The organism is Blastococcus atacamensis, from assembly GCF_002938425.1.
GTDB classification, from domain to species: Bacteria; Actinomycetota; Actinomycetes; order Mycobacteriales; family Geodermatophilaceae; genus Blastococcus; species Blastococcus atacamensis.
Window position 1 is genome coordinate 51,304 of sequence record NZ_POQU01000001.1, and the last position, 20,938, is coordinate 72,241.

Sequence of the window (20,938 nt, forward strand, 5' to 3'; positions counted from 1 at the left end):
AGCGGCTTCGGCGGCAGCACCGCGCGCGCCCCGAGGAGCGGCGAGACGCGATCGGCCTGAATGGTTGTGCTCAATACATCGTCGGCGTTGCCGATAGAGCTGCCATGGCCGACGTGATCCCCGGTGTTCCGCAGCGGCGCGGTTCCTGGACGAGCATCCCCCGCGGTGCGCGCCTGGACGAGTCCGGTTTCCGCCGCCGGCATCGGATCATCTGCGCGGTGCTGGCGCTCCATCCGCCCGTGCTGGTGGGGATCGCCCTGGCCCGGGACGTGGCGGGGTGGGCCCTCTGGGGCCAGCTCGCGGCGTTGGTCGCGCTGCTGGGAGCGGCCCTGGTCCTGCGCGGCATGCTCGCGCGGGCCGGTGCGGCCAGCCTCGGGCTGATGTTCGGCGCCGACCTCCTCGTGCATGTCGGCGGCGGCCTCACCGACCTGCACATCTGGTTCTACGCCCTGCTGGTCCTGGTGGCGCTCTACCAGCTCTGGACGCCGTTCCTGCTGGCCGTCGTCTTCGTCGCCGTCCACCACGTCCTGACCAGCCTGATCGCTCCCGAGGCGGTGTACTCGACCCAGCAGGCGCAGGAGAACCCGATCCTCTTCGCCCTGCTGCACGCGGTCTTCCTGCTGGCCGAGGCGTTCTTCCTGGCCTACTCGTGGAAGTTCACCGAGGAGGCGGACCACGGCCGTCGCGCGGAGGGGCTGCGGGCCGAGCAGCAGGCCAGGGCCCAGGCGCAGGCCCAGGCCGAGCTCGCTGCCGAGCGGGCCCGGACCGCCGAGGAGGCCGCCTGCAGGCTGGCCGACCAGGAGAAGCGGGCCGCCTCCCTCGAGGAGCGACTCGCCGGCCTGGTCGAGGCTGGCCGACGGCTGGACGACAACGTGGGCACGGCGACCGATGTCATGACCGGACTGCGGGCCGCCATCTCCGAGATCGCGGCGGCCGCGAGCTCCGCGACGACGACGGCGAACCAGGCCAGCCAGGGGTCGCGCGAGAGCGCCGAGACGATCGAGCGGCTGGCGGCCACCATGGTCGAGATCGACCAGATCGCCGGGAGCATCTCCTCGATCGCCGACCAGACCAATTTGCTGGCCCTCAACGCGACGATCGAGTCCGCGCGCGCCGGTGAGGCGGGCAAGGGTTTCGCCGTCGTCGCAGGGGAGGTGAAGGACCTCGCCTCGGAGACGGCCAGGGCGACCGAGCGGATCCGGGGTGTCGTGGTGACCGTGCGCGGCGACGTCGAGGCCGCCGGTGTCGCGCTGGCCAACGTCCAGGAGGTCATCCAGGGCGTGGTCGAGGCGCAGACCACCATCGCCGCCGCCGTCGAGGAGCAGAGCGCGTCGACGGCGCAGGCCCAGGACGCCATCGTCGGCGCGTCCCGCGAGGCCTCCCGCGTGGCCGAGGACCTGCGGAGCATCGTCGACGGCATGTGAGCCGCCCTCGTCGCGTGCTCAGCCGACCGGCAGTCCCACCAGGCCGGCCGTGAGGCCCAACGCCGCGCAGGTCCCCAGGGTGCGGAGCACCGACCACTTCAGCCGGAAGAGCAGCACCGCGGCGACCAGCGCGATGACCACGGCGAGCGGCCGCAGGGAGTCGACCTCGGGCAGCTCCACGTGCAGCGGACCGGCGTTCACCCGGGAGGAGTCGGAGAAGAGCGTGTGCACCGCGAAGTAGATGCCGAGGTTCGCGATGACGCCGACGACGGCGGCGGTGATCCCGGTCAGCGCCGAGGACAGCGACCGGTTGCCGCGCAGCCGCTCCATGTACGGGGCGCCGAGCAGCACGAACAGGAAGCTCGGCACGAACGTCACCCAGGTCACCAGGAGCGAGGCGAGCACCGCGGCCACCCACGGATCGAGATCACCCGGCGCGCGGTAGGCGCCCAGGAACGCGACGAACTGGACCACCATGATCAGCGGACCAGGCGTCGTCTCGGCGAGGGCCAGGCCGCGCACCATCTCGCCGGGCGACAGCCAGCCGTACGTGGCGACCGCCTGCTGGGCGACGTACGCGAGCACGGCGTAGGCGCCGCCGAAGGTCACCACCGCGGTGCCGGAGAAGAACAGACCCTGCTCGGTGAGCGTGCCGTGCGCTCCGGCCAGGGCCGCCACGATCGCCAGCGGTACCCCCCACACGAGCAGTCCGACGAGGAGCACCCGCAGCGTGCGGCGAGCCGTCGGCGCCTCGGCGTGCAGGACGTCGTCGGAGATGACCGGCTGCGGACCGGCGTCGGCGTCGGGCTCCTCCGGTGCGGCCGGGCGCCGGCGGCCGAGCGCCCAGCCGGCCAGACCCGCCGCGGCGACGACGCCCGGGAAGGGGACGCCGAACAGCGCCAGCGCTCCGAACGCCGCAACGGCCAGGGCGACCAGCTCGGGCCGGTCGAGGACCTTCCCGGCGATCCGGACGACGGCCTGCGCCACGATCGCCAGGACGGCGGGAGCCAGCCCGGCGAACAGCGCCAGCACGGCGGTCGTCGTCCCGAACGCCACGTAGATCGCCGAGAGGGCCAGCAGCGCGAGGACGCCGGGCAGCACGAACAGCCCGCCGGCGACGAGCCCGCCACGGGTGCCGTGCAGCAGCCAGCCGACGTAGGTGGCGAGCTGCTGGGCCTCGGGACCGGGCAGCAGCATGCAGTAGTTCATCGCGTGCAGGAACCGGCGCTGACCGATCCACCGCTTCTCGTCGACGAGAGTGCGCTGCATGACCGCGATCTGGCCGGCGGGCCCGCCGAAGGTCTGCAGCGAGATGAGGAACCAGGTCCGGACGGCGCTGCGGAACGGCACCAGTGTCGGCTCGTGCCGGGGACCGGCATCGCCGGTCATGCCGGGTGCGCGGTCGGTCGAGCCCGAGCCGTCCGAGCCGCCGCCACGCGACGATGCAACCAAAGCGCGCACGACTCCGTCCAGCCGTGTCCGGTTCCACCCCGGCGCGGTACCGGCACGGGCGGCCCCGGATGACCGCTACTCGCGGACGACCCACACCTCGGCCTGGCCCTGAGCGGTGGGCTGCTTCCGGACCGGCTGGAACTGCTCGTACACGCCGAACCACTTGGGGCCGTCGTAGACCAGCGTCGAGGAGAGCAGCGACTCCGCGGGCAGTTCGTCGACCTCGCCGTGTCGCGGGCCGCCCCAGTGGAAGACGAGCGTCATGGCTGAACCGTAGGGGAGCCGGCGCTCGGGCGACCGCGCCGGGGGCGCGCCGGGACGGCGTCCCTCGTGCCGATCGGATCCGTTCTTGGTCAGCACAGGACTGCCTCCACATCGGCCCACGACTCGACGACCACGGCCACACCGGCCGCACGGAGGGCGTCGGCGCGGGCAGGGCGATCGACCTCCGGCACGAATTGGAGGATGCCGATCGTCGGGTAGCCGGCAGCCACCGCCGATCGGGCACCGTTGACGGAGTCCTCGACGGCCACGGCCTGCGCCGGACCCACGCCGAGCGTGCGGCCGGCGTGCAGGTAGACGGCGGGGTCCGGCTTGCTGGTGGGCTCGGGCAGCGAGTCCTCGGCGCTGAACCTGCGATCCGAGGGGAACAGCGGATCCAACGCGGTCACGTCGAGGCAGGCCGCCAGCCGCGAGCACGCGCTGGAGGTCACTGCCGAGAGGGTGAACCGCTGGGCCAGGCGCTCCAACGGCCCCCGCACCCCGTCGTCGGGACGGAGGACCGTCCGCAGGTGCGCGGTGACGACGTCCTTCTCCTCGCTGACCCAGGAGTCAAGATCGGCGCGGGTCAGGTCGCGGCCACGGGCGGCGGCCAGCTCGGTGGCCGCCCCCCGGAAGTTCTTCCCGTTGGTGAGGCGCTGCAGCTCGTCCGGCGCGAAGGCCCGGTCCACGCCCAGCCCGGCCAGGAAGCGGTTGGTGACGTCGGCCGAGGCGGCGTAGGCCGGTTCCTCGGAGGGGAACAGCGTGCCGTCGGCGTCGCACAGAAGGGTCGTCACCGCGAGTACGTCGAGCCGGCGGACGGGTGCGGCGGTCATGCCCTCGCACCCGCGGCCAGGAACTCCTCGATCATCTCGCGCGGACCGGTGCGGTCCAGGCCGGTGAGCGCCCGCTGCACGCACTCGGCGAAGCGGGGGTCCGTGCCGATGTGGTCGAAGACCGAGTGCTCGGACAGCATCGGAGTGGCGTCGCCGCCGCCCTCCTGCGCGATCGGGACGAGGTCGGGACGCGGACCCTCGATCGGCACCTCCTCGCCGGCGTAGTCGGCGCCGCGCAGGAACCGGAGCCAGCCCGCCACCGCGAGGCACAGCAGCTGGTGCGGCCGGTCCTGCTCGATCGCGGAACGCACCGTCGGGAGGATGTAGTTCGGGATCTTGCTGGAGCCGCGCCGGCCCAGCCGGGCCAGCTGGTCGGCCATCCGCGGGTTGGCCAGCCGGTCGAGGAGGGTGGCCTGGTACTCGGCGAGGTCGACGCCGGGGACCTGGGGCAGGTGCGGTGCGATCTCGTCGGCCATCAGGCGGGTCATGTACGTGCGGAAGACCGGGTCGGCCATGACCTCGTCGGTGGTCCGGTAGCCGGCGAGGTAGCCGAGGTAGGCGAGGGCGCTGTGCCCGGCGTTGAGCAGCCGGGTCTTGACCAGCTCGTACGGCGACACGTCGTCGACGAACTGCACGCCGACCGCCTCCAGCGGGGGCCGCCCGTTGCAGAAGGTGTCCTGGATGACCCACTGGCTGAACGGTTCGGTGACCACCGGCCACCGGTCGTCCACACCGATCGCGGCGGCGATGGCGTCCCGGTCGTCGGGGCTGGTGCTGGGGGTGATCCGGTCGACCATGCTCTCGGGAAAGGCGACGTTGTCGTCGATCCACTCGGCCAGTGCCGCGTCGCGCAACCGCGCGAACGACACCACCGCGCCGCGGGCCGCGGTCCCGTTGGACTGCATGTTGTCGCAGGAGAGCACGGTGAACGGGGGAAGGCCCGCCTCGCGGCGCCGGTGCAGGGCCTCGACGAGGAAGCCGAACACCGTGTGCGGCCGGCCGGGCTCCTCCAGGTCGCGGGCGATCTCGGGGTCGTCGGCGTCGAACTCGCCGGTGTTGGCGTCGATGCGGTAGCCGGTGCTGGTGATGGTCAGGGTCACCACGCGGGTCTCCTCGGCGGTGAGTGCCGCGAGGACCTTCTCCGGCCCGTCCGGTGCGTAGAGGTAGTCGGTGAGGACGCCCACCACGGTGGCGCGGTCGCCCTCGGCCGCGCGCTCGACCACGGTCCACAGGCGGTCCTGGTCGGCGAGGACCTCGCCGATCGCCCGGCTGTGCAGGCCCACGCCGATCACTCCCCAGTCGGTCGCTCCCCGGCGGGCGAGTTCCTCCAGGTAGACGGCCTGGTGGGCGCGGTGGAAGCCGCCGACGCCGATGTGCACGATCGCCGGGCGCAGGGCGGACCGGTCGTAGGTCGGGACGGACACGTCGGGCGGGAGATCTCCCAGCGTGCGGTCGGACAGGGGGACGGCGGGAGCCGCGGCCCGGGTGGAGGCAGACGTCGTCAAGGAGGAACTTTCGGGTGAAGGGGCGGACCGGGGTGCTGTTCACCCGCATCCGCGCTGTCCGCCTCATGCCCAGCCCTGGGGTGTCCCAACCCGGGAGCGGCCCGGATGTGGTGAACACCTCCCCGACGGCCGTCGACGGACGGCCGCCACGACCGGCGAGCTGGTGCGGGGTGCCGGTCCGACGGGCATACTCACCCGAGTCCGGTTGGGCACAATTGAAAGGCGCGGAGCGTGGCTGAGGCGGGCCGGTCTGCTGCGGACGGGGGGCAGGACGTCCTCGAGTTGCTCGAAGAGTTCGCCGACGTCGCATCGTTCCTCGATCTGCTGGTCACCTGGGCCGTGGTGCAGACCCCGGGAGCCGAGGCCTGCGGGGTGACCCTGGAGCAGGACGGGCGCGGTCGGACGGTCACCTACAGCGGGGAGCTCGCGGCCGCCGGGGACGAACGGCAGTACGAACTCGACGACGGGCCCTGCCTGCAGGCGCTGCGGTCCGGCGAACTGGTCGCCGTCGCCGACACGGCCGTGGAGCAGCGTTTCGGGCTGTACCCGCAACGAGCGCTGGAGGCAGGCGTGCGCTCGTCCCTGTCCTTCCCCCTGGAGCTGGGGGATCGGGCCCGCGGCGCGCTGAACCTGTACGCCAGCCGGCCCGATGCGTTCACCCCGGCGGACGAGGTCGCCGGACGGATCTGGGCCGGGCAGGCCGGCGGGGCGCTGTCGGTGGCCTGGCAGATGGCGGCGCGGGACGAGACGGTCGACCTGCTGACCACGGGCATGGTGACCCGGCAGGTGATCGGTCAGGCCGTGGGCCTGCTGATGGCGCAGCGCCGGTGCACCGCCGAGGAGGCCTTCGACATGCTCAAGGCGGCCAGTCAGCGCAACAACCAGAAGCTGCGGGACGTCGCCGCGCGGATGGTCGCCGGTCACGAGGAGGACGTGCGCGCCTCCCGGTGACCATCCTCGTTGCGGCGGGTACGTTCCGGACGGTGAACTCGGAGCGGCTCAGCGCTTCTCCTCCGGCTCGGGCGTTCCGGTGAACGCGGCCACCCGCCTGCCGGCGCTCCTCGTGGCCGCCGCCCTCACGGCCACGCTCGCTGGCGCGGCGCCGCGCACCCTCACGGCGTCGGGCGTGCACCTGGTGTCCGAGACCCGGATCGACACCTCCGGCGACGGGGCGATGCAGTACCGGGTGCCCGCCCTCGCGATCACCGCCCGCGGCGTGCTCGTCGCCTGCTACGACGCGCGCAACGTGTCCGTCGCCGATCTGCCCAACAACATCGACATCGTGTGCCGCCGCTCCTTCGACGGCGGGGAGACGTGGGCGGAACGGCAGGTCGTGGCCCGCCATGCCGAGTCCGACGTCCCGGAGCTGGCGTTCGGGGTGGGGGATCCCAACCTGACCTACGACCGCGACACCGGCCGGCTGTTCCTCTTCCACATCGGCGCTCCGCCCGGCGTCGGCTTCGCCGGGGCGCTGCCCTCGGACCGGCCGGACGACCGCACCACCCTGCACCCCTGGTACCGGTTCTCCGACGACGACGGAGCCACCTGGTCGGACACCGTCGACCTCACCGCGCAGCTCAAGGAGCCGGGCATGGGCGGCATCATCGCCTCCGCCGGCAAGGGGACGCAGCTGGCCGACGGGACGCTGGTCGTGCCGTACCTCTACCGGCGCGACGGGAGCAACGTCGGCGCGTTCGCGGTGTCGGCCGATCACGGCCGCACGTGGCGGATGACCGAGCCGCTGCCCGGCACCATGGTCGACGAGCACAAGGTCGAACAGCTGGCCGACGGCTCGCTGATCTCCAACGCCCGGCCCGGGGTGGGCGCCGGGCCGTACCGGCGGACCGCCACCGCCCCCGGCATCGACGGGCCGTGGACCGTGCCCGTGGCGCGGCTGGGGCTGCCCGACCCCGGGTGCAACGGCGACATCCTCCGCGTCGACCCGGATCCGGACGGGCCCCGAGCGGACTGGCTGCTGGCCTCGAACCCGGCCTCGCAGACCGACCGGACCCACCTGGTGGTCCGGCTGTCGAAGGACGGCGGGGCGAGCTGGCCTGAGGAGTACGCCGTGGAGACCGGGCCGTCGGGCTACTCCACGATGGTCGCCCTGCCCGACGGGTCCTTCGCGGTGCTGTTCGAGCACACCGTCCCGGACTCGCTCAAGTTCGTGCGCTTCGGGCTCGACCGGTTCGAGTGATCCGCGCGGACGCGCGCCTGGTCATGTCAGGAGTTCCACGAGCAGCTGGGTGGCGATCAGCGTGGCCACGGCCAGCACCAGCCACGCGAACCAGCGTCGCATCCGAGGGGTGTCCATGCGTGCGCCGAGGCGTCCGGCGGCGACGGCGGAGATGACGGCCGCGCCGGTGAAGGCGAGCGTGACCGGCACGTCGAGCGGCACCTCGCCGGCGTGCGCGGAGAAGCCGGCGGCGGAGTTGATCGCCACGACGACGAGGGACGTGCCGATGGCGGTCGGCATCGGCAGGCCCAGGGCCAGGACGAGCACGGGGATGATCAGGAATCCGCCGCCGACGCCGAGCATGCCGGTGAGGAAGCCGACGACGAGCCCGCCGGCGAGCGTGCGTGGCAGGCAGCGCCGCCAGTTGACCCGGCCCCCGTCGATCGCGCAGGCCGTGCCGGTCGCCGGTCTCTCCTGCAGCATCCGGAGTCCGGCGCCGACCATCAGGGCGGCGAACAGGGCCAGGGTCACCGCGTCGGGCAGCTGTCGGTTGACCGCGGCGCCGGCGACGGCGGTGGCGGCGCCGGCCGCGCCGAACAGCAGCCCGATCCGCCAACTGATCTGCCGTTCCCGCAGCCGGGGGAGGACCGCGACGACCGCGGTGATGCCGACCACCAGCAGCGAGGTGGCGACCGCTTGCTGCAGGTCCTGTCCGGCGAGGTAGACCAACGCCGGCACCGCGAGGATCGAGCCACCTCCGCCCAGCAGCCCGACGAGGACGCCGATGACGAGGCCGATGACGATCATCAGGGCGATCATCGGGCTGCAGCCACGCCGGTGGTCGACATCAGCGGCGGCCGAGGAGTCTGCTCAACCAGTTCCCGGACCGCTCGGGGCGGGGGTGCCCGGGGCATCGCTGCGCGGTGGGGACGCGGGCCATGACCTGATCGACGTGCTGGCCGCAGCCGGCCCAGGTCGTCTTGCCGCAGGTACGGCAGGGGACTGCTCGACACATGGTGGATCTCCTCGGTAGGTGGTGGCGGCGGTCGGCCACCCGGTCAGTCGTGGGCGAAGCGGATGTTGGGCAGCACCCGGGTGAGCCACGCCGGGCTCCGCCAGGCGGCCGCGCCGGTGAGCCGGAGCATCACGGGAAGCAGCACGAGGCGGACGAGGAAGGCGTCGAGCAGTACTGCGACGCCGAGGATGATCCCCATCTCCTTGGGTGGTAGCGGCCCGGACAGGGCGAAGGTGAAGAACACCGCGACCATGACCGCGCCGGCGGCGAAGATGACCCGCCCGGAGTGCGCCAGCGCCCCGATCATCGCTTCGCGCGGGTCGCCGGACCGCTCGTAGTGCTCCTTGGCGCTGGCGAGCAGGAAGACGGTGTAGTCCATCGCGATGGCGAAGATCATCGCGAAGAAGAACACCGGGGCCCAGGCGTCGAGGAAGCCCTGGCTCTCGAACCCGAACAGCCCGGACCCGATGCCCTCCTGGAAGACGAGGCGGGCGACGCCGAACGCGGCGGCGGTGGACAGCAGGCTGGCGAGGGTGCCGAGCAGCGAGATCAGCGGCGCCTGGAGTGCGACGAGCAACAGCAGGAAGCCCAGCACCAGCACGACGCCGATCACCAGGGGTGTGGATTCGTCGAGCTGGGCCTTGAGATCCAGGTTCTCCACCGGTGCACCGCCCACCAGGGCGGAGTCGGGCAGCTCGGCGCGCAGTCGGTCGACCAGCGCGGACAGCGCGGGATCGGAGGGGTCCACCGTGGGGACGGCCTGAATCATCGCGTGGCTGCTGCCGTCGGGCGCAGGCATCGCCGGCAGCACGCCGGCCACGGCAGGGTCGTCGCCGAGGCTCACGGCTGCTGCTGGAGCATCGTCGGGGTCGACGACGATCTGCAGCGTGCCGGGGGCGCCGTCGCCGAAGGACTCCTGCACCTGGTCGTAGCCGATCCGGGCGCTCGCGTCGGCCGGGAGCACCTTGATCGAGGGCATCGCCGTCTTCAGGCCGACGATCGGCGCGGCCAGGGCGAGCAGGACGACGAGCGCGCCGATTCCGAACACCAGGGGCCGCTTCCACAGCCGCTCCCCCCAGGCGGCGAACCGCGGGGAGCGGTGCTCGCCGGCGCGTGCCCAGGGCAGCGCGATCCGGTTGATCTTCAGGTCCAGTTTGAACAAGACCAGCGGGAGCAGCGTCAGCGTCGCGGCGAGGACGAAGACGACGGCCAGCATGATGCCGCCGGCCATCGACCGGAACGACGGCGACGGCACCAGCATCACCGCCGAGAGGGAGACGAGCACCGTCGCGCCCGACAGCAGCACTGCCTTGCCGGCGGTGTCCATTGTCTCGGCGACCGCCCGCACCTGCGACGCGCCCCCGCCCATCCGGGCCGCGCGGTAGCGGACGACCAGGAAGAGCGCGTAGTCGATCCCGAGCGCCAGGGCGAACATCATCGCGAAGTTCATCGCCCAGATGGAGACCGGGACGAGCTCGTTGATCAGCACCAGCGACCCGGCCGAGGCGACCAGACCGGCCAGGGTCAGCAGCAACGGCAGACCGGCGGCGACCAGTGCGCCGAAGGCCAGCACCAGGATGCCGAGGGTCACCGGCCAGGACAGCATCTCCGACGTCAGCATCGCGTCGAGGTTGGCCTCGTTGAAGTCCGACCACAGCAGGGACGCCCCGGTCGGGTTGACCTCCACCGTTCCGGTGGACAGCGCCTGCAGGGGGCTCTTGAGATCGTCGGCGACCCGGACCATCTCGTTGGTGTCGGCGCCGGCGCCGGCGAGCAGCACGGCGGTGGTGCCGTCCGGGCTGAGGGTCGCCCCGGGCTGTGGCTGCAGCACGGTGCCGATGCGGTCATCGGCCGAGAGCAGGTCGGTGGCTCGGGCGAGAACGTCCGCGCCGGCGCCCTCGGTGACCGCGCCGTCGGAGCTCTGTACGACGACCTGGATGGCGGAGCTGGCGTTCCCTCCGAAGTGGTCGACCGCGAGTTCGCGGACCGCGACGGATTCCGAGCCATCGGCCTGCCAGCCGGCGCCGGAAAGTGCGGCCTCCACGCGCGGTGCGAAGGAGCCGAGGCCGACGATCAGCAGCAGCCAGACGACAGTCGTCGTCCTGGCGTGCGCGGTGACCCACACCCCGAGTCGGCCGAGCGGGCCGGGGCGCGAGGGCGAGGAGGGCGGAGCGGGCTGGCGGCTGCGAGCCGTCGTCGTCACTGGTCGGTCGCTTTCGTAGCAGGGGTGGGGAAGCCGGCGGAGCCGAGTGGTCAGCGGGTGGCGGAGTCGTCGTGCAGGCCGGCGGCGGCCGCACCGGAGTCGGGGTCGCCGTAGCCGCCGTTGACCAACACGGGGCGGCGTCCGGTGCGGGCGAGCAGGGAAGCGGCGATCGAGGCGCGGTAGCCCGAGCCGCAGTAGACCCACGGGTCGCCGGCGGGAACCTCGTCGATGCGGTCGGCCAGTTCGTGGATCGGGATGTGCAGCGAGCCGCGAACGCCGCCACCGCTGCGCTCGTCGGCCCGGCGGGCATCGATGACCACCAGCGACGGGTCGGTGGCCATCGCGACCGCGAGGCCGGCGAAGTCGCTGACCGGGTGGGAATTCAGCTCGAGGCCGGCGGTCAGCTGCTCGGGGCTGCCGACCGCGGCGCCGGCCAGACGGTCGATGCCGATGCGGACCAGCTCCCGGCGGGCGTCGGCGACCTGTTCCTCGGACTCCCCGATGAGGGTCAGCGGCGCACCCCAGGGGACCAGCCAGCCGACGTAGGTGACGAAGTTGGCGATGGCCAGTTCGAAGTTCAGCGCGCCGGGCAGGTGACCGGCGGCGAAGGCGGTGCGGCTGCGCAGGTCGATCACCCATTCGCCGGCGGCCAGCCGGCCGGCAAGTTCCTCCGGGTCGACGAGCCGGGGCGTGGACAGGTCCACCGGCGCCGGTCCGGCGGCGTTGCCCGGGCCCATGTGGCTGTACCAGGCGGGGATGGCGGTGAGCCCGGCGATCAGCTGGTCGACGAAGGCCTGCTCGTCCTGGGTGAGTGCCGGGTTGACCGACACCTGGTCGCCGACGGTGGAGGAGTCGCCGCTGGTCGGGGTGGCCGAGCAGAAGCTGCCGAAGCCGTGGGTGGGAAACACCGGGGTGCCCGGCGGGAGTTCCTGGGCGAGGCGGCGCACGGAGTGGTACTGGGCGTGGGTGAGCTCGTCGGTGTGCTCGGGTCCGACCAGGTCGGTGCGGCCGGTGGAGCCGTAGAGCATGGAGCCGCCGGTGAACACCGCCCGCACGTCACCGTCGGCGTCGGCGAGCACGTAGCTGACGTGGTGGTGGGTGTGCCCGGGGGTGTGGAGCACGCGCAGCCGCATCGGGCCGGCCTCGAGCAGGTCGCCGTCGGCGGCCGGCACCCGCTCGTAGGCGACGGTGTCCCCGGCCGGGACGGCGTAGTCCGCGCCCACGGTGGCAGCGAGTTCCAGCCCACCGGTCAGGTAGTCGTTGTGAAGGTGGGTCTCCAGTACGAGCGCGATGTGGACGGCTCGCTTCTCGGCGAGGGCCAGCACCCGGTCGATGTCGCGCTGCGGGTCGATGACCACGCCGGCGCCACCGGCGCTGACCAGATAGCTGCGGTCGCCGAGCCCGGTTGTCTCGATGATGTCGATCTGCACGAGGACTCCTAATACGGTACGGGGCAGGGGTATCTGTCGAGCAAATGGAAAGGTGTCAGACGGTGGGACGGTTCTCGGCCATCCACTGGGTCATGCCGCCGTCGAGATTGGCCACGTCGTAGCCCTGCTCCGCGAGAAACTGTGCGGCCTGTGAACTGCGCCCGCCGCTGCGGCAGACGGTGATGACGGGCCGGCTGCGGTCGAGCTCGAAGGCGCGGGCGGGCAGCTGGCCGAGTGGGATGTGGGTGCTGCCGGCGATGCGGCCCTCGGCCAGTTCACTGGCTTCGCGGACGTCGAGCAGGACGGCCTCGGTGCGGTCAGCGGCCTGAGAGGGGGTGAGCTGGGGAATTCGCGAGTTCATGGTTGCTCCGGGGGTCAGGCGAGGGAGAGGAACAGGCGCTCGAGCTCGCGCAGGTCGACCTCGCGCGTCTCGCCGTCCTCGTTGGTCGAGCAATAGCGCATCCCCGTGGAGACGACGGCGAAGCCCGCCTTGCTCAGCGCCTTGGATGCGGCGGCCAGCTGGGTGACGACCGCCGAGCAGTCCCGGCCGTCCTCGATCATGCGGACGATGCCGCCGATCTGGCCTTCGATGCGCTTGAGCCGCTTGACGACGTCGGCGAGCTCGCCCTGGGGGATGTCCACGACGCCACTGTAGATACCCCCGGGGGTATGTGCAACCGCAGCGCGGTGACCCCCGGCGCAGGTGCTGGGGTGGCCGCGTCGCCGCAGGCGGCACCCGCCATTGCAACCACCACGGCCTCGAGCCGCCGGTCGGGAACGCGAGCCCGCAGCGCCCATGGGCGCGGCGGTGGACGTGCGCCTCCAACCGTCTCGCGTCGCCGGCGTGCTCGAGCACCGCTGCACGATCGCTGGCAGCTGCCCGGTGCGCCGGTCAGCCAGCCGGGCGGCGGCCGGGTGCCATTGCGCTGACTGGACCGGCGCGTGGCGGGCCAACTGCTCGGCGTTCCTTCCACACCGCAGCTGTGATCGCGTGCGGTTGCATCGCAGCGGCGCCATCTCCGAGTGCAGCAGCGTGCCCACGTTCGCCACACCGACCGGCGTGACGTGCGGCGCCGCGATGCCGGGCGACGCCAGCGCCGACGCCGGTGGGGTCTTCGCCTGCGCCGCGATGACCCTCACCGTCGATCCGCGGAGGACATCCGCGGATCGGCCGCCCGCCGGACGGCGACCCGCCCGGCGTCGACCGGGTCAGTCAGTTGCGCAGTCGCGCAGAGCCGAGCCGTCGAACTCCGGCACGGCTCGGGACTGCGCCTCCTCGGGGGTCGTCGCCTCGCCGTTCTCCTCGATGTCCGCGATAAGCCACTTCATCTCGGCGATCTCCTTCTGCTGGGCGACGATGATGTCGACGGCGAGCTGACACACGCGGACGTCGTCGATGTCGGCGCGCTCGGACCGGGTGATCGCCAGCGAGTGGTGCGGGATCATCGCGCTCATCCAGCTGTTGTCGTCCACGGTGACCTGGCTGCGGTCGAGGGCGATACCGCCACCGAGCAGCAGCAGGCTGGCCGCCACGATCGCGATGTTGCCCTTCATGTTCTTGTACATGTTGAGCATCCAGGCCAGCATGATCAGCCCCATGGTGCCGCCCATGGTGAGCGCCATGAACACGCGGCTCTCGCTGAACTGGACATGGCTCCATTCCCACGTGGCGGCGAACATGGTCCAGTACATGACGACCATGGCGGTCAGAATCATGGCCCCGAAGCGCAGGTACATCTTCGTCTGCTGCGACATGCCGTCGCCCTGACCGTCCTCCTCGTGCTCGTGTCCCTCGTCGTTCCTGCTCTGCGTCGATGCCATGGTTCGGTCTCCGTTCGCTCGTGGGCGGTGCAGGAATCTGTTCGGGAGAGCCCAGGCCTCGTACCCGCGCGGTGGCGCTGTAGATGGTCGAAGGGGAGACCCCACGTACAGCGTCGGCTGCGGCGTGCAGGGCCCGAGGCCGAAATCGCCGCATGCCCGTACGGCTCTACGGGTAAACCCAGCTCGCGACGGCCTTCCGCGGGCGGCTGGGGCATCCACCGCCTTCCGGCCGCCTCGGGCGAGGTCGACGGCGTCGCGGGGCCCCTGTCCTGTCATGGTGCGTCCAGGGCCCCGGTGCGTCCGAGCGGCCGTCGTACCGTCATATGGAGGAGGTGGGTCATGGCGACACGGCTGTGGACGGCGCTGCTGCTGCTGGCTGCGGTGTTCGCCATGCACGGTGTGCAGTGCGTGACCTCGGACCCGGCCATGGAGCACGGGTCCTGGTCCCACGCAGCCGCACCCTCTGTTCTTGTCCACGCCGCGGCCGTCCACCTCGCGGCCGCCGAGGTGCCGCCCGGCCACGCCGAAGTCGCAGCTGTGGGCGGCGTACGGGACGCGGCCGCCACCGCGTCCACCGGTCTGCCGGCGCCGTGGCACGGCGCTCACGTCCTAGCCGTGTGTCTCGCCGTCCTGCTTGCGGGATTGACTGTCCTGGGCGCTATGGCGAGCCTCCGTGGCAGGGTGATTCCGCTCGTCCGCAGGTCCCCGAGATGTGGTCATCGGTTCGCCGCGTGGTCGCTGCGGCCGCGGCCACCGGACCTCTCCGTCCTCTGTCTCCTGCGGATCTAGGCCGAACCGCTGCACCCCGGCAGCTACCGCTGCTCCGGGGTTTCGCACGCATGCCTACATTCCGCAGAACTGGAGACCAGCATGAACCGCACCAGCATTCGTCTCGTCCGCCTCACCGGTGGGCTGATGTCCGCCGTCGTCGTGCTCGCCGGCTGCTCGGACACGGCCGAGACGCCGGCCGCCGGTAGCAGCGCGACCGACGAGAGCTCCGCCGACCAGAGCGCGGAGTTCAACGACGCCGACGTCACCTTCGCCCAGGGGATGATCCCGCACCACGAAGGCGCGCTCACGATGGCCGAGGCCGCCACGGACCGCGCCTCCGATCCCCGGGTCGTGGACCTGGCTGAGCGCATCGAAGACGGGCAAGATCCGGAGATCGACCTCATGACCGGCTGGCTCGAGGAGTGGGGTCAGTCGCTGCAGGAGAACTCCGGAGACATGGGCGGCATGGACCACGGGTCCGAGGGCATGGGCGGCATGGGCATGGAGGACATGCCGGCCGCCGGTCCGGAGTTCGACCGCATGTGGCTCGAGGCCATGATCGAGCACCACGAGGGCGCCGTGGAGATGGCGCGGACGGAGATCGACGACGGCCGGAACGCCGAGGCCGTCGACCTCGCCCGGCTGATCAGCCAGACCCAGACGCAGGAGATCGAGGAGATGCGGCAGCTGCTCACCGAGCTGGGTGGCTGATCCGTTTCCGGGGCGCGGTGCCGTCCAGGCGCCGCGCCCCACCTTCTCCATCTGACGACACCGGCCGGTCGGCGGCTGCCGTGGCGCCCCTGCCCGGCGCCGCGCTCTGCACCGGCACCAAGGAGTGCATCCGTGACACCACGTTCGACGATCCGCCCTGTCCCCGGCTCCCACCGACGGAGCGTGCCGGCCGTCCTGCTGTCCGCCGCCGCCGTGCTGGTGGGCTGCACGTCCGGGTCGCCGCACTCCGTAGCGGCACCCCCGACACCCGCTCAGCCAGCACTGGAGATCAGCCACGTGCACGGAGTGGGGACCGATCCGGCCGACGGCTCCCTGTTGCTCGCGACGCACGAGGGGCTGTTCCGGGTGACCGCCGAGGGGCAGGCAGAGCTGGCCAGTCCGGTCATGGACCTCATGGGGTTCACCGTTGCCGGGGCCGAGCACTTCCTCGCCTCCGGCCACCCCGGGCTGCGGGTCGACCTTCCGCAGCCGATGGGGTTGATCGAGTCGATCGACGGCGGCCGGACCTGGAGTCCGGTGTCGCGGCAGGGGCAGTCGGACTTCCACGCCCTCACCACCGGCGCCGCCGGTGTTCTCGGCTACGACGGCGCCCTCCTCCGCAGCGACGACGGCCGGGACTGGGAGCAGCTGAGCATCCCGGCCGAGCCGCACAGCCTGGCGGCCTCGCCCGACACGGACCTGGTGCTCGCGACGACCGCACAGGGACTGCTTCGCTCCGCCGACGCCGGCAGCACCTGGTCGGCCGTGGACGGCGCTCCACTGCTCCAGGTCGTGGACTGGGCGGACGACGGCATGCACGTGGCGGGGGTCGATCCCTCGGGCGTGATCTGGATCAGTAGCGACGGTGGCGCTTCCTGGTCGAGCGGCGCCGACCTGGCATCGCCCCCGCAGGCGGTGGCGGTGTCCTCCTCGGCGGACGAGGACCACCGCATCACCGTGGTGACCGCGGCAACGGTGGTCACCTCCACGGACGGAGGCCGGACGTTCGAGGTGGTCCTGGAGCAGTGAGGGCATGGCCGTGAGAGGGCCGGGGAGCCAGCCCCTGACGCGCCGGCGTGAACCGCCATGAACCGGGTGACGCGCACCTCCCGTCCCGCGGCCATGGGCCTGCGCGCCGACTGGCTCATACCCCGGGGGTACCGCCTTGGCATATGGCGCGGTAGCCCGCCGCCCGGAGAACCATCGGCCACCAGCCGGAGAGGAAGCCCCATGAGCACCGCCACCTACACCGTCGTCGGCATGACCTGCGGCCACTGCGTCAACTCGGTCACCGAGGAGGTCGGTCAGGTGCCCGGCGTCACGAACGTGGACGTGGAGCTGGCCACCGGCGGGCTGACCGTCACCAGCGACAACGAGGTCCAGGACGCCGCGGTGCGCGCCGCGGTGGAGGAGGCCGGCTACCGGATCGCCGCACCCGTTCAGCAGTTGCCGCTGGCCGGCGGCCAGCCGTCCGGATGCAGTTGCGGCTGCAGCTGACCGAGCAGAACCGGCTGTCGACCTGCCGTCACGCTGGCCGGCCCCGCCGTCCGCCGAGTCGCCGGTGAAGGGTCACCGGCGACTCGGCGGCGGTCGTATCGACCTCGTGCGTCACAGCCGACCGTTGGTCATGGTGCCCGCCGCGACCCGGGGCTGGTCAGCCGAGGGACGAGATGAGATCGCGGCAGGCCGCCTCGCAGCGCCGGCAGGCCTCCGCGCACACCCGGCAGTGCTCGTGCATCTCCGCGTGCTGGGCGCACTCGTCACCACAGGCCTTGCACGCGGCGGCGCAGGCCTCGAGCACGGCGCGGGTGAGGTTGGCGTCGTAGCCGGTGTGCCGGGACAGCACCCGCCCGGTGGTGTCGCAGACGTCGGCGCAGTCGGTGTTGGTGCGGATGCACTTGGTCAGGTCGGCGACCATGTCCTCGCTGAGGCAGGCGTCGGCGCAGGCGGTGCAGGCCTGGGCGCACTCGAAGCACGCCTCGATGCACTCCAAGAGCTTCTGCTTGTCCACCCCGCCGAGGTCCTCGGGGTAGGTGTCGAGCATCTGAGCTGCCACGGTCATGGGTGCCTCCTCGGTGCCACGGCGTCGGTCGGCCTGGCTGCCGTCCGAGACTCTCGCCGACAGATCGGGGGCTACCCGTAGGTCCGTACGGGTATGGGCGGATCGGAGGTGTTTTCGATGACCGAACCTGACCATGCGCACCCGGTCGACCCGGAACGGGTGGCCCACGCCCGCACCCGGCTTCCCGGCCGGGAGGAAACCGCCCAACTGACCAGCGTGCTGAGCCTCATGGCCGACCCCACCAGGGCCCGGGTCCTGTTCGCCCTGGACATGGTCGAGGAGCTCTGCGTCGGCGATCTCGCGTTGGCGCTGGACGCGAACGAGGACGCTGTCGGCTACGCGCTGCGGCTACTGCGCACCGCCGGTCTCGTGGCCAACCGGAAACAGGGGCGCGTCGTCTACTACCGCCTGGCCGAAGGGTTTCCCGCGCCACTACGGGACCACTGCCTCCGCCAGTTGGTCGTCTTGGCGAACGCCGCGCCGGAGGACGACTGACCCTGGCGTGTTGAGGTGGGCGCGGTCGCCGGAGCGGGGGTCGTCGCCGCGCGGGGGCCCTCGACCACCCTTACAGTCGGCGATACCCGGACGAATGTGCGGATGTCGTCCCTGATCTACTCCCGGCCGCTGCCGTGGGGTGTCCCACGTGAGTGAAGGGGGAACCATGGTCGGCCTGCTGACGCTCGCGGCGCTCCTCGTGGCCGGCGTCGTCGGCCTCTACGCCCTCTCGTCGGCCCTGAGCAGCGCGCGCCCGCCCGGAGCCGTGCTGCCGTACGAGTCAGGCCTGCTGCCGCAGCAGCACGCCGTCTCCCGCTACCACACCCGCTGGTACGCGATCACAGTCCTCTTTCTGGCCTTCGACATGGAGATGATCTTCATGTACCCGTGGGCAGTCGTGGTCGCGGACATGGGTGCACAGGCCGTCATCGAGATGTTCGGATTCCTCGCGGTTCTCCTCGTCGGTGTCACCTACGTCTGGCGTGAAGGTGCACTCCGATGGACCTGAACGGCCGACTGCGGGCCTGGGCCCTGTCTCGGCCTCGCGTCCTGCTCGTGGACGTCCCGGGCGAGGCGACGCTTCGGTGGTCCGTCGAGGCCGAACTCGGCCGGCGCGGCTGGAGACGTTCCCTGGCACCTGCGGATACCGACCTCCTACTCGTCCTCGGTGAGCCCCGACCGGAGCTCGCAGCGGCCGTCGACGTTCTGTGGAGCCAGGTTCCCGAACCGCGACACCGGATCGACGTGCACCGGGAAGGCACCCTCGCCGTCGATCTGGACGCGGCTCCAGCCGCGTTGTTCGAGCGCGTCGCAGGGCGTGCCGACGGAGACGAGCGGCCCTCGCCGGCCTCGCTGCTCGGCCAAGAGGAGGACGAGGACGAAGGCATGGACCACGGCGGTGGCCATGAGGGCATGGACCACGGCGGTGGCCATGAGGGCCACGAGGGCGACGAGGGCATGGACCACGGCGGTGGCCACGAGGGCCACGAGGGCATGGACCACGGCGGTGGCCATGAGGGTCACGAGAGCATGGACCACGGCAGTGGCCATGAGGGCCACGAGGGCATGGACCACGGCGGTGGCCATGAGGGTCACGAGAGCATGGACCACGGCAGTGGCCATGAGGGTCACGAGAGCATGGACCACGGCAGTGGCCATGAGGGTATGGACCACGGGAGTGGTCACAAGGGCCACATGCACCACGGTGGAGAGGTGGCCGGGCTGCCGATGGCCTCCACCGGTCCCGACCGGGACGGTCTCGAGCTCGACGTTCTGAAGGTCGCTCTGGGACCGGTGCTGCCCGGCTGGCCCACCGGCCTGGTGCTGCGCGCGGACCTGCAGGGCGACGTCCTCACGTCGGCCGAGCTCGCTTGGCTCGACGCCGACGCGCTCCGCACTGGGCAGGCGCCGCAGGACTCCCAGTGTGCGGCGCTGGACCGGCTCGCCCACTTCCTCGACGTAGCGGGCTGGCCCACGGCCGCCCGGGACGCCCGTCGCGCCCGGGACGGCCTGGTCGGCGGGGTCGATCGGGAGGCGGCGCAGCGGCTCGCCCAGGCCGTGGCGCGGCGCGTTCGCCGATCCCGGACCCTGTCGTGGACGGCCGGTGGCATCGGGCAGGTCGCCTCCCAGCACCGTGCCGGTGAGGGCGTCGTGGACCGCGTCCGGCGCTGGTGCGACATCGCGTCGGGGCAACCCGTCGAAGAGCCGCCCGCGACCTCACTGGACGAGGTCGCGGCCCTGGTGGAAGGCGCGGAGATCGGCAGCGCGCGCCTGATCGTGGCGAGCCTGGACATCACCCCTGTGCCGGCGGCGTCGACTCCGGAGCACGTACATGCCTGAGCAGACACTGGCGGAGACGTGGGGACTGGCGCCGGCGGTCCTCGGCGTCGTGGTCGTCGGCCTGTTCCTGGGGCTCGTGGTGGCAGGTATCGACCGCGCGGTCGTCTCCGGTGCACCGGGGAGCGCTGTCGAGCCGGTGCGCTCGAGTGCGCGCCTGCTGGTCGAACAGCGGCGGATCACGCTCGCCCCGGACCGGCTGCTGTGGCGGCTGGGCTGCGCGGCGGTGCCGATCCTGGCGCTGCTGTCGCTGGCCGTGGTCCCGATCGGCGGTCGGACGTTGTGGTCGACCAGCGCCGACCTCGTGTGGTTCAACGCCATGGAAGCGTTGCTGTGGGCGGCGGTCTGGCTGGTCGGCTGGGGCCCGAACGCGTTCCACGCCCTGACCGGCGGTTACCGGTTCCTCGCCCAGGGGCTGGCCTACGAACTGCCGCTGATGTTCGCCCTCATCACGGCCGGTCTGGCAGCCGGATCGCTGCGCACGACGGACGTCCTCGCCGCGCAGCAGGATCTGTGGTTGGTCGTGACCATGCCCGTCGCCTTCCTCGTGTTCGTGGCCGGCGCCGCGGCCTTCGCCTTCTGGGGGCCGCTCGCCGCGCCCGCCGCGGTCGACATCGCCGGCGGGGTCACCTCGGAGCTGTCCGGGGTCGACCGGCTGCTGGTCCAGGCCGGCCGTGCGGTGTTCCTGGGGGCGAGTGCCGCCATGGCGGCCGCGCTGTTCCTCGGCGGCGACGCCGGGCCGTGGCTGCCCGGCCCGGTGTGGCACCTGCTGAAGACCCTTGCGGTGGTCGCGGCGCTCGTGTGGGTCGGCCGGCGACTGCCCGTGCTGCGCCCGGACCGGACGGTCGAGGTGGGCTGGATGGTGCTGGTGCCGCTCACCCTGGTGCAGGCGCTGGTCGTCGCCGTGCTCGTGCAGGAGGGGTTCTACGCGTGAGGAGGGCAC

At 72.1% G+C, this 20,938-nt stretch carries 22 protein-coding genes; 10 read left to right on the forward strand and 12 right to left on the reverse strand.

Annotated features, from left to right (window positions below):
- The first annotated feature begins 104 nt into the window (after window positions 1–104).
- Entirely contained in the window at window positions 105–1,424 is a 1,320-nt protein-coding gene (locus C5508_RS00305) for a methyl-accepting chemotaxis protein (protein ID WP_104522451.1), read from the forward strand.
- 18 nt (window positions 1,425–1,442) lie between these two features.
- On the opposite strand, the gene chrA is transcribed toward C5508_RS00305, so the two are convergent.
- The 4 genes from chrA to C5508_RS00325 form a co-directional block, all read right to left on the reverse strand.
- Window positions 1,443–2,813 (reverse strand): chromate efflux transporter, encoded by a 1,371-nt coding sequence (gene chrA, locus C5508_RS00310; protein ID WP_104522453.1) that lies wholly within the window; start codon window positions 2,811–2,813, stop codon window positions 1,443–1,445.
- 138 nt (window positions 2,814–2,951) lie between these two features.
- Window positions 2,952–3,140 (reverse strand): hypothetical protein, encoded by a 189-nt coding sequence (locus tag C5508_RS00315; protein ID WP_157943882.1) that lies wholly within the window; start codon window positions 3,138–3,140, stop codon window positions 2,952–2,954.
- 89 nt (window positions 3,141–3,229) lie between these two features.
- Window positions 3,230–3,970 carry an HAD family hydrolase gene (locus C5508_RS00320; protein WP_104522457.1) on the reverse strand — a complete coding sequence of 247 codons (741 nt, stop codon included), beginning with the start codon at window positions 3,968–3,970 and terminating at the stop codon, window positions 3,230–3,232.
- Window positions 3,967–5,475 carry a mannitol dehydrogenase family protein gene (locus C5508_RS00325; protein WP_104522459.1) on the reverse strand — a complete coding sequence of 503 codons (1,509 nt, stop codon included), beginning with the start codon at window positions 5,473–5,475 and terminating at the stop codon, window positions 3,967–3,969. Before C5508_RS00325 ends, C5508_RS00320 begins: the two co-directional genes overlap by 4 nt.
- A gap of 231 nt (window positions 5,476–5,706) precedes the next feature.
- On the opposite strand from C5508_RS00325, the gene C5508_RS00330 reads away from it, so the two are divergent.
- Window positions 5,707–6,426, forward strand: a complete 720-nt coding sequence (locus C5508_RS00330; RefSeq protein WP_104522461.1) for a GAF and ANTAR domain-containing protein — start codon at window positions 5,707–5,709, stop codon at window positions 6,424–6,426.
- Window positions 6,427–6,505: 79 nt separating this feature from the next.
- Window positions 6,506–7,672: a sialidase family protein gene (locus C5508_RS00335; protein ID WP_104522463.1), complete on the forward strand. Its 1,167-nt coding sequence runs from the start codon at window positions 6,506–6,508 to the stop codon at window positions 7,670–7,672.
- A gap of 21 nt (window positions 7,673–7,693) precedes the next feature.
- On the opposite strand, the gene C5508_RS00340 is transcribed toward C5508_RS00335, so the two are convergent.
- The 6 genes from C5508_RS00340 to C5508_RS00365 form a co-directional block, all read right to left on the reverse strand.
- Complete coding sequence (locus C5508_RS00340) at window positions 7,694–8,470, reverse strand: sulfite exporter TauE/SafE family protein (RefSeq protein ID WP_104522465.1); 777 nt, start codon at window positions 8,468–8,470, stop codon at window positions 7,694–7,696.
- A 239-nt stretch (window positions 8,471–8,709) separates the two neighbouring features.
- On the reverse strand, window positions 8,710–10,869 hold the full coding sequence (locus C5508_RS00345) for an MMPL family transporter (protein WP_104522467.1): 2,160 nt from the start codon (window positions 10,867–10,869) through the stop codon (window positions 8,710–8,712).
- Between the two features lie 50 nt (window positions 10,870–10,919).
- Complete coding sequence (locus C5508_RS00350) at window positions 10,920–12,299, reverse strand: MBL fold metallo-hydrolase (protein WP_104522469.1); 1,380 nt, start codon at window positions 12,297–12,299, stop codon at window positions 10,920–10,922.
- A gap of 55 nt (window positions 12,300–12,354) precedes the next feature.
- On the reverse strand, window positions 12,355–12,660 hold the full coding sequence (locus C5508_RS00355) for a rhodanese-like domain-containing protein (protein WP_104522471.1): 306 nt from the start codon (window positions 12,658–12,660) through the stop codon (window positions 12,355–12,357).
- A 14-nt stretch (window positions 12,661–12,674) separates the two neighbouring features.
- Window positions 12,675–12,941: a metal-sensitive transcriptional regulator gene (locus C5508_RS00360; protein ID WP_091984694.1), complete on the reverse strand. Its 267-nt coding sequence runs from the start codon at window positions 12,939–12,941 to the stop codon at window positions 12,675–12,677.
- A 567-nt stretch (window positions 12,942–13,508) separates the two neighbouring features.
- Window positions 13,509–14,120 (reverse strand): DUF305 domain-containing protein, encoded by a 612-nt coding sequence (locus tag C5508_RS00365; RefSeq protein ID WP_104522473.1) that lies wholly within the window; start codon window positions 14,118–14,120, stop codon window positions 13,509–13,511.
- Between the two features lie 870 nt (window positions 14,121–14,990).
- On the opposite strand from C5508_RS00365, the gene C5508_RS00375 reads away from it, so the two are divergent.
- From C5508_RS00375 to C5508_RS00385, 3 genes are all read left to right on the forward strand, one after another.
- Window positions 14,991–15,602: a DUF305 domain-containing protein gene (locus C5508_RS00375; RefSeq protein WP_104522477.1), complete on the forward strand. Its 612-nt coding sequence runs from the start codon at window positions 14,991–14,993 to the stop codon at window positions 15,600–15,602.
- A gap of 183 nt (window positions 15,603–15,785) precedes the next feature.
- A complete protein-coding gene (locus C5508_RS00380; RefSeq protein ID WP_232796810.1) occupies window positions 15,786–16,631 on the forward strand; it encodes a F510_1955 family glycosylhydrolase in 846 nt (281 codons plus the stop codon).
- Window positions 16,632–16,832: 201 nt separating this feature from the next.
- The gene (locus tag C5508_RS00385; protein ID WP_104522479.1) at window positions 16,833–17,099 is read left to right on the forward strand and encodes a heavy-metal-associated domain-containing protein; all 267 of its coding nucleotides are present in this window, start codon (window positions 16,833–16,835) and stop codon (window positions 17,097–17,099) included.
- 157 nt (window positions 17,100–17,256) lie between these two features.
- On the opposite strand, the gene C5508_RS00390 is transcribed toward C5508_RS00385, so the two are convergent.
- Window positions 17,257–17,664 carry a four-helix bundle copper-binding protein gene (locus tag C5508_RS00390; RefSeq protein WP_104522481.1) on the reverse strand — a complete coding sequence of 136 codons (408 nt, stop codon included), beginning with the start codon at window positions 17,662–17,664 and terminating at the stop codon, window positions 17,257–17,259.
- Window positions 17,665–17,781: 117 nt separating this feature from the next.
- Here C5508_RS00390 and C5508_RS00395 point away from each other — a divergent pair, with 117 nt between their 5' ends.
- Window positions 17,782–18,159, forward strand: a complete 378-nt coding sequence (locus C5508_RS00395; protein ID WP_104522591.1) for an ArsR/SmtB family transcription factor — start codon at window positions 17,782–17,784, stop codon at window positions 18,157–18,159.
- Window positions 18,160–18,307: 148 nt separating this feature from the next.
- Complete coding sequence (locus C5508_RS00400; protein ID WP_232796811.1) at window positions 18,308–18,667, forward strand: NADH-quinone oxidoreductase subunit A; 360 nt, start codon at window positions 18,308–18,310, stop codon at window positions 18,665–18,667.
- A gap of 146 nt (window positions 18,668–18,813) precedes the next feature.
- On the opposite strand, the gene C5508_RS00405 is transcribed toward C5508_RS00400, so the two are convergent.
- Window positions 18,814–19,281, reverse strand: coding sequence for a hypothetical protein (locus C5508_RS00405; RefSeq protein ID WP_157943883.1), 468 nt, complete (start codon window positions 19,279–19,281; stop codon window positions 18,814–18,816).
- A gap of 90 nt (window positions 19,282–19,371) precedes the next feature.
- Here C5508_RS00405 and C5508_RS19235 point away from each other — a divergent pair, with 90 nt between their 5' ends.
- Both C5508_RS19235 and C5508_RS00420 read left to right on the forward strand, forming a co-directional pair.
- Window positions 19,372–19,998 carry a hypothetical protein gene (locus C5508_RS19235; protein ID WP_113684631.1) on the forward strand — a complete coding sequence of 209 codons (627 nt, stop codon included), beginning with the start codon at window positions 19,372–19,374 and terminating at the stop codon, window positions 19,996–19,998.
- Complete coding sequence (locus tag C5508_RS00420; protein ID WP_104522491.1) at window positions 19,991–20,929, forward strand: NADH-quinone oxidoreductase subunit H; 939 nt, start codon at window positions 19,991–19,993, stop codon at window positions 20,927–20,929. Before C5508_RS19235 ends, C5508_RS00420 begins: the two co-directional genes overlap by 8 nt.
- Window positions 20,930–20,938 lie beyond the last annotated feature (9 nt).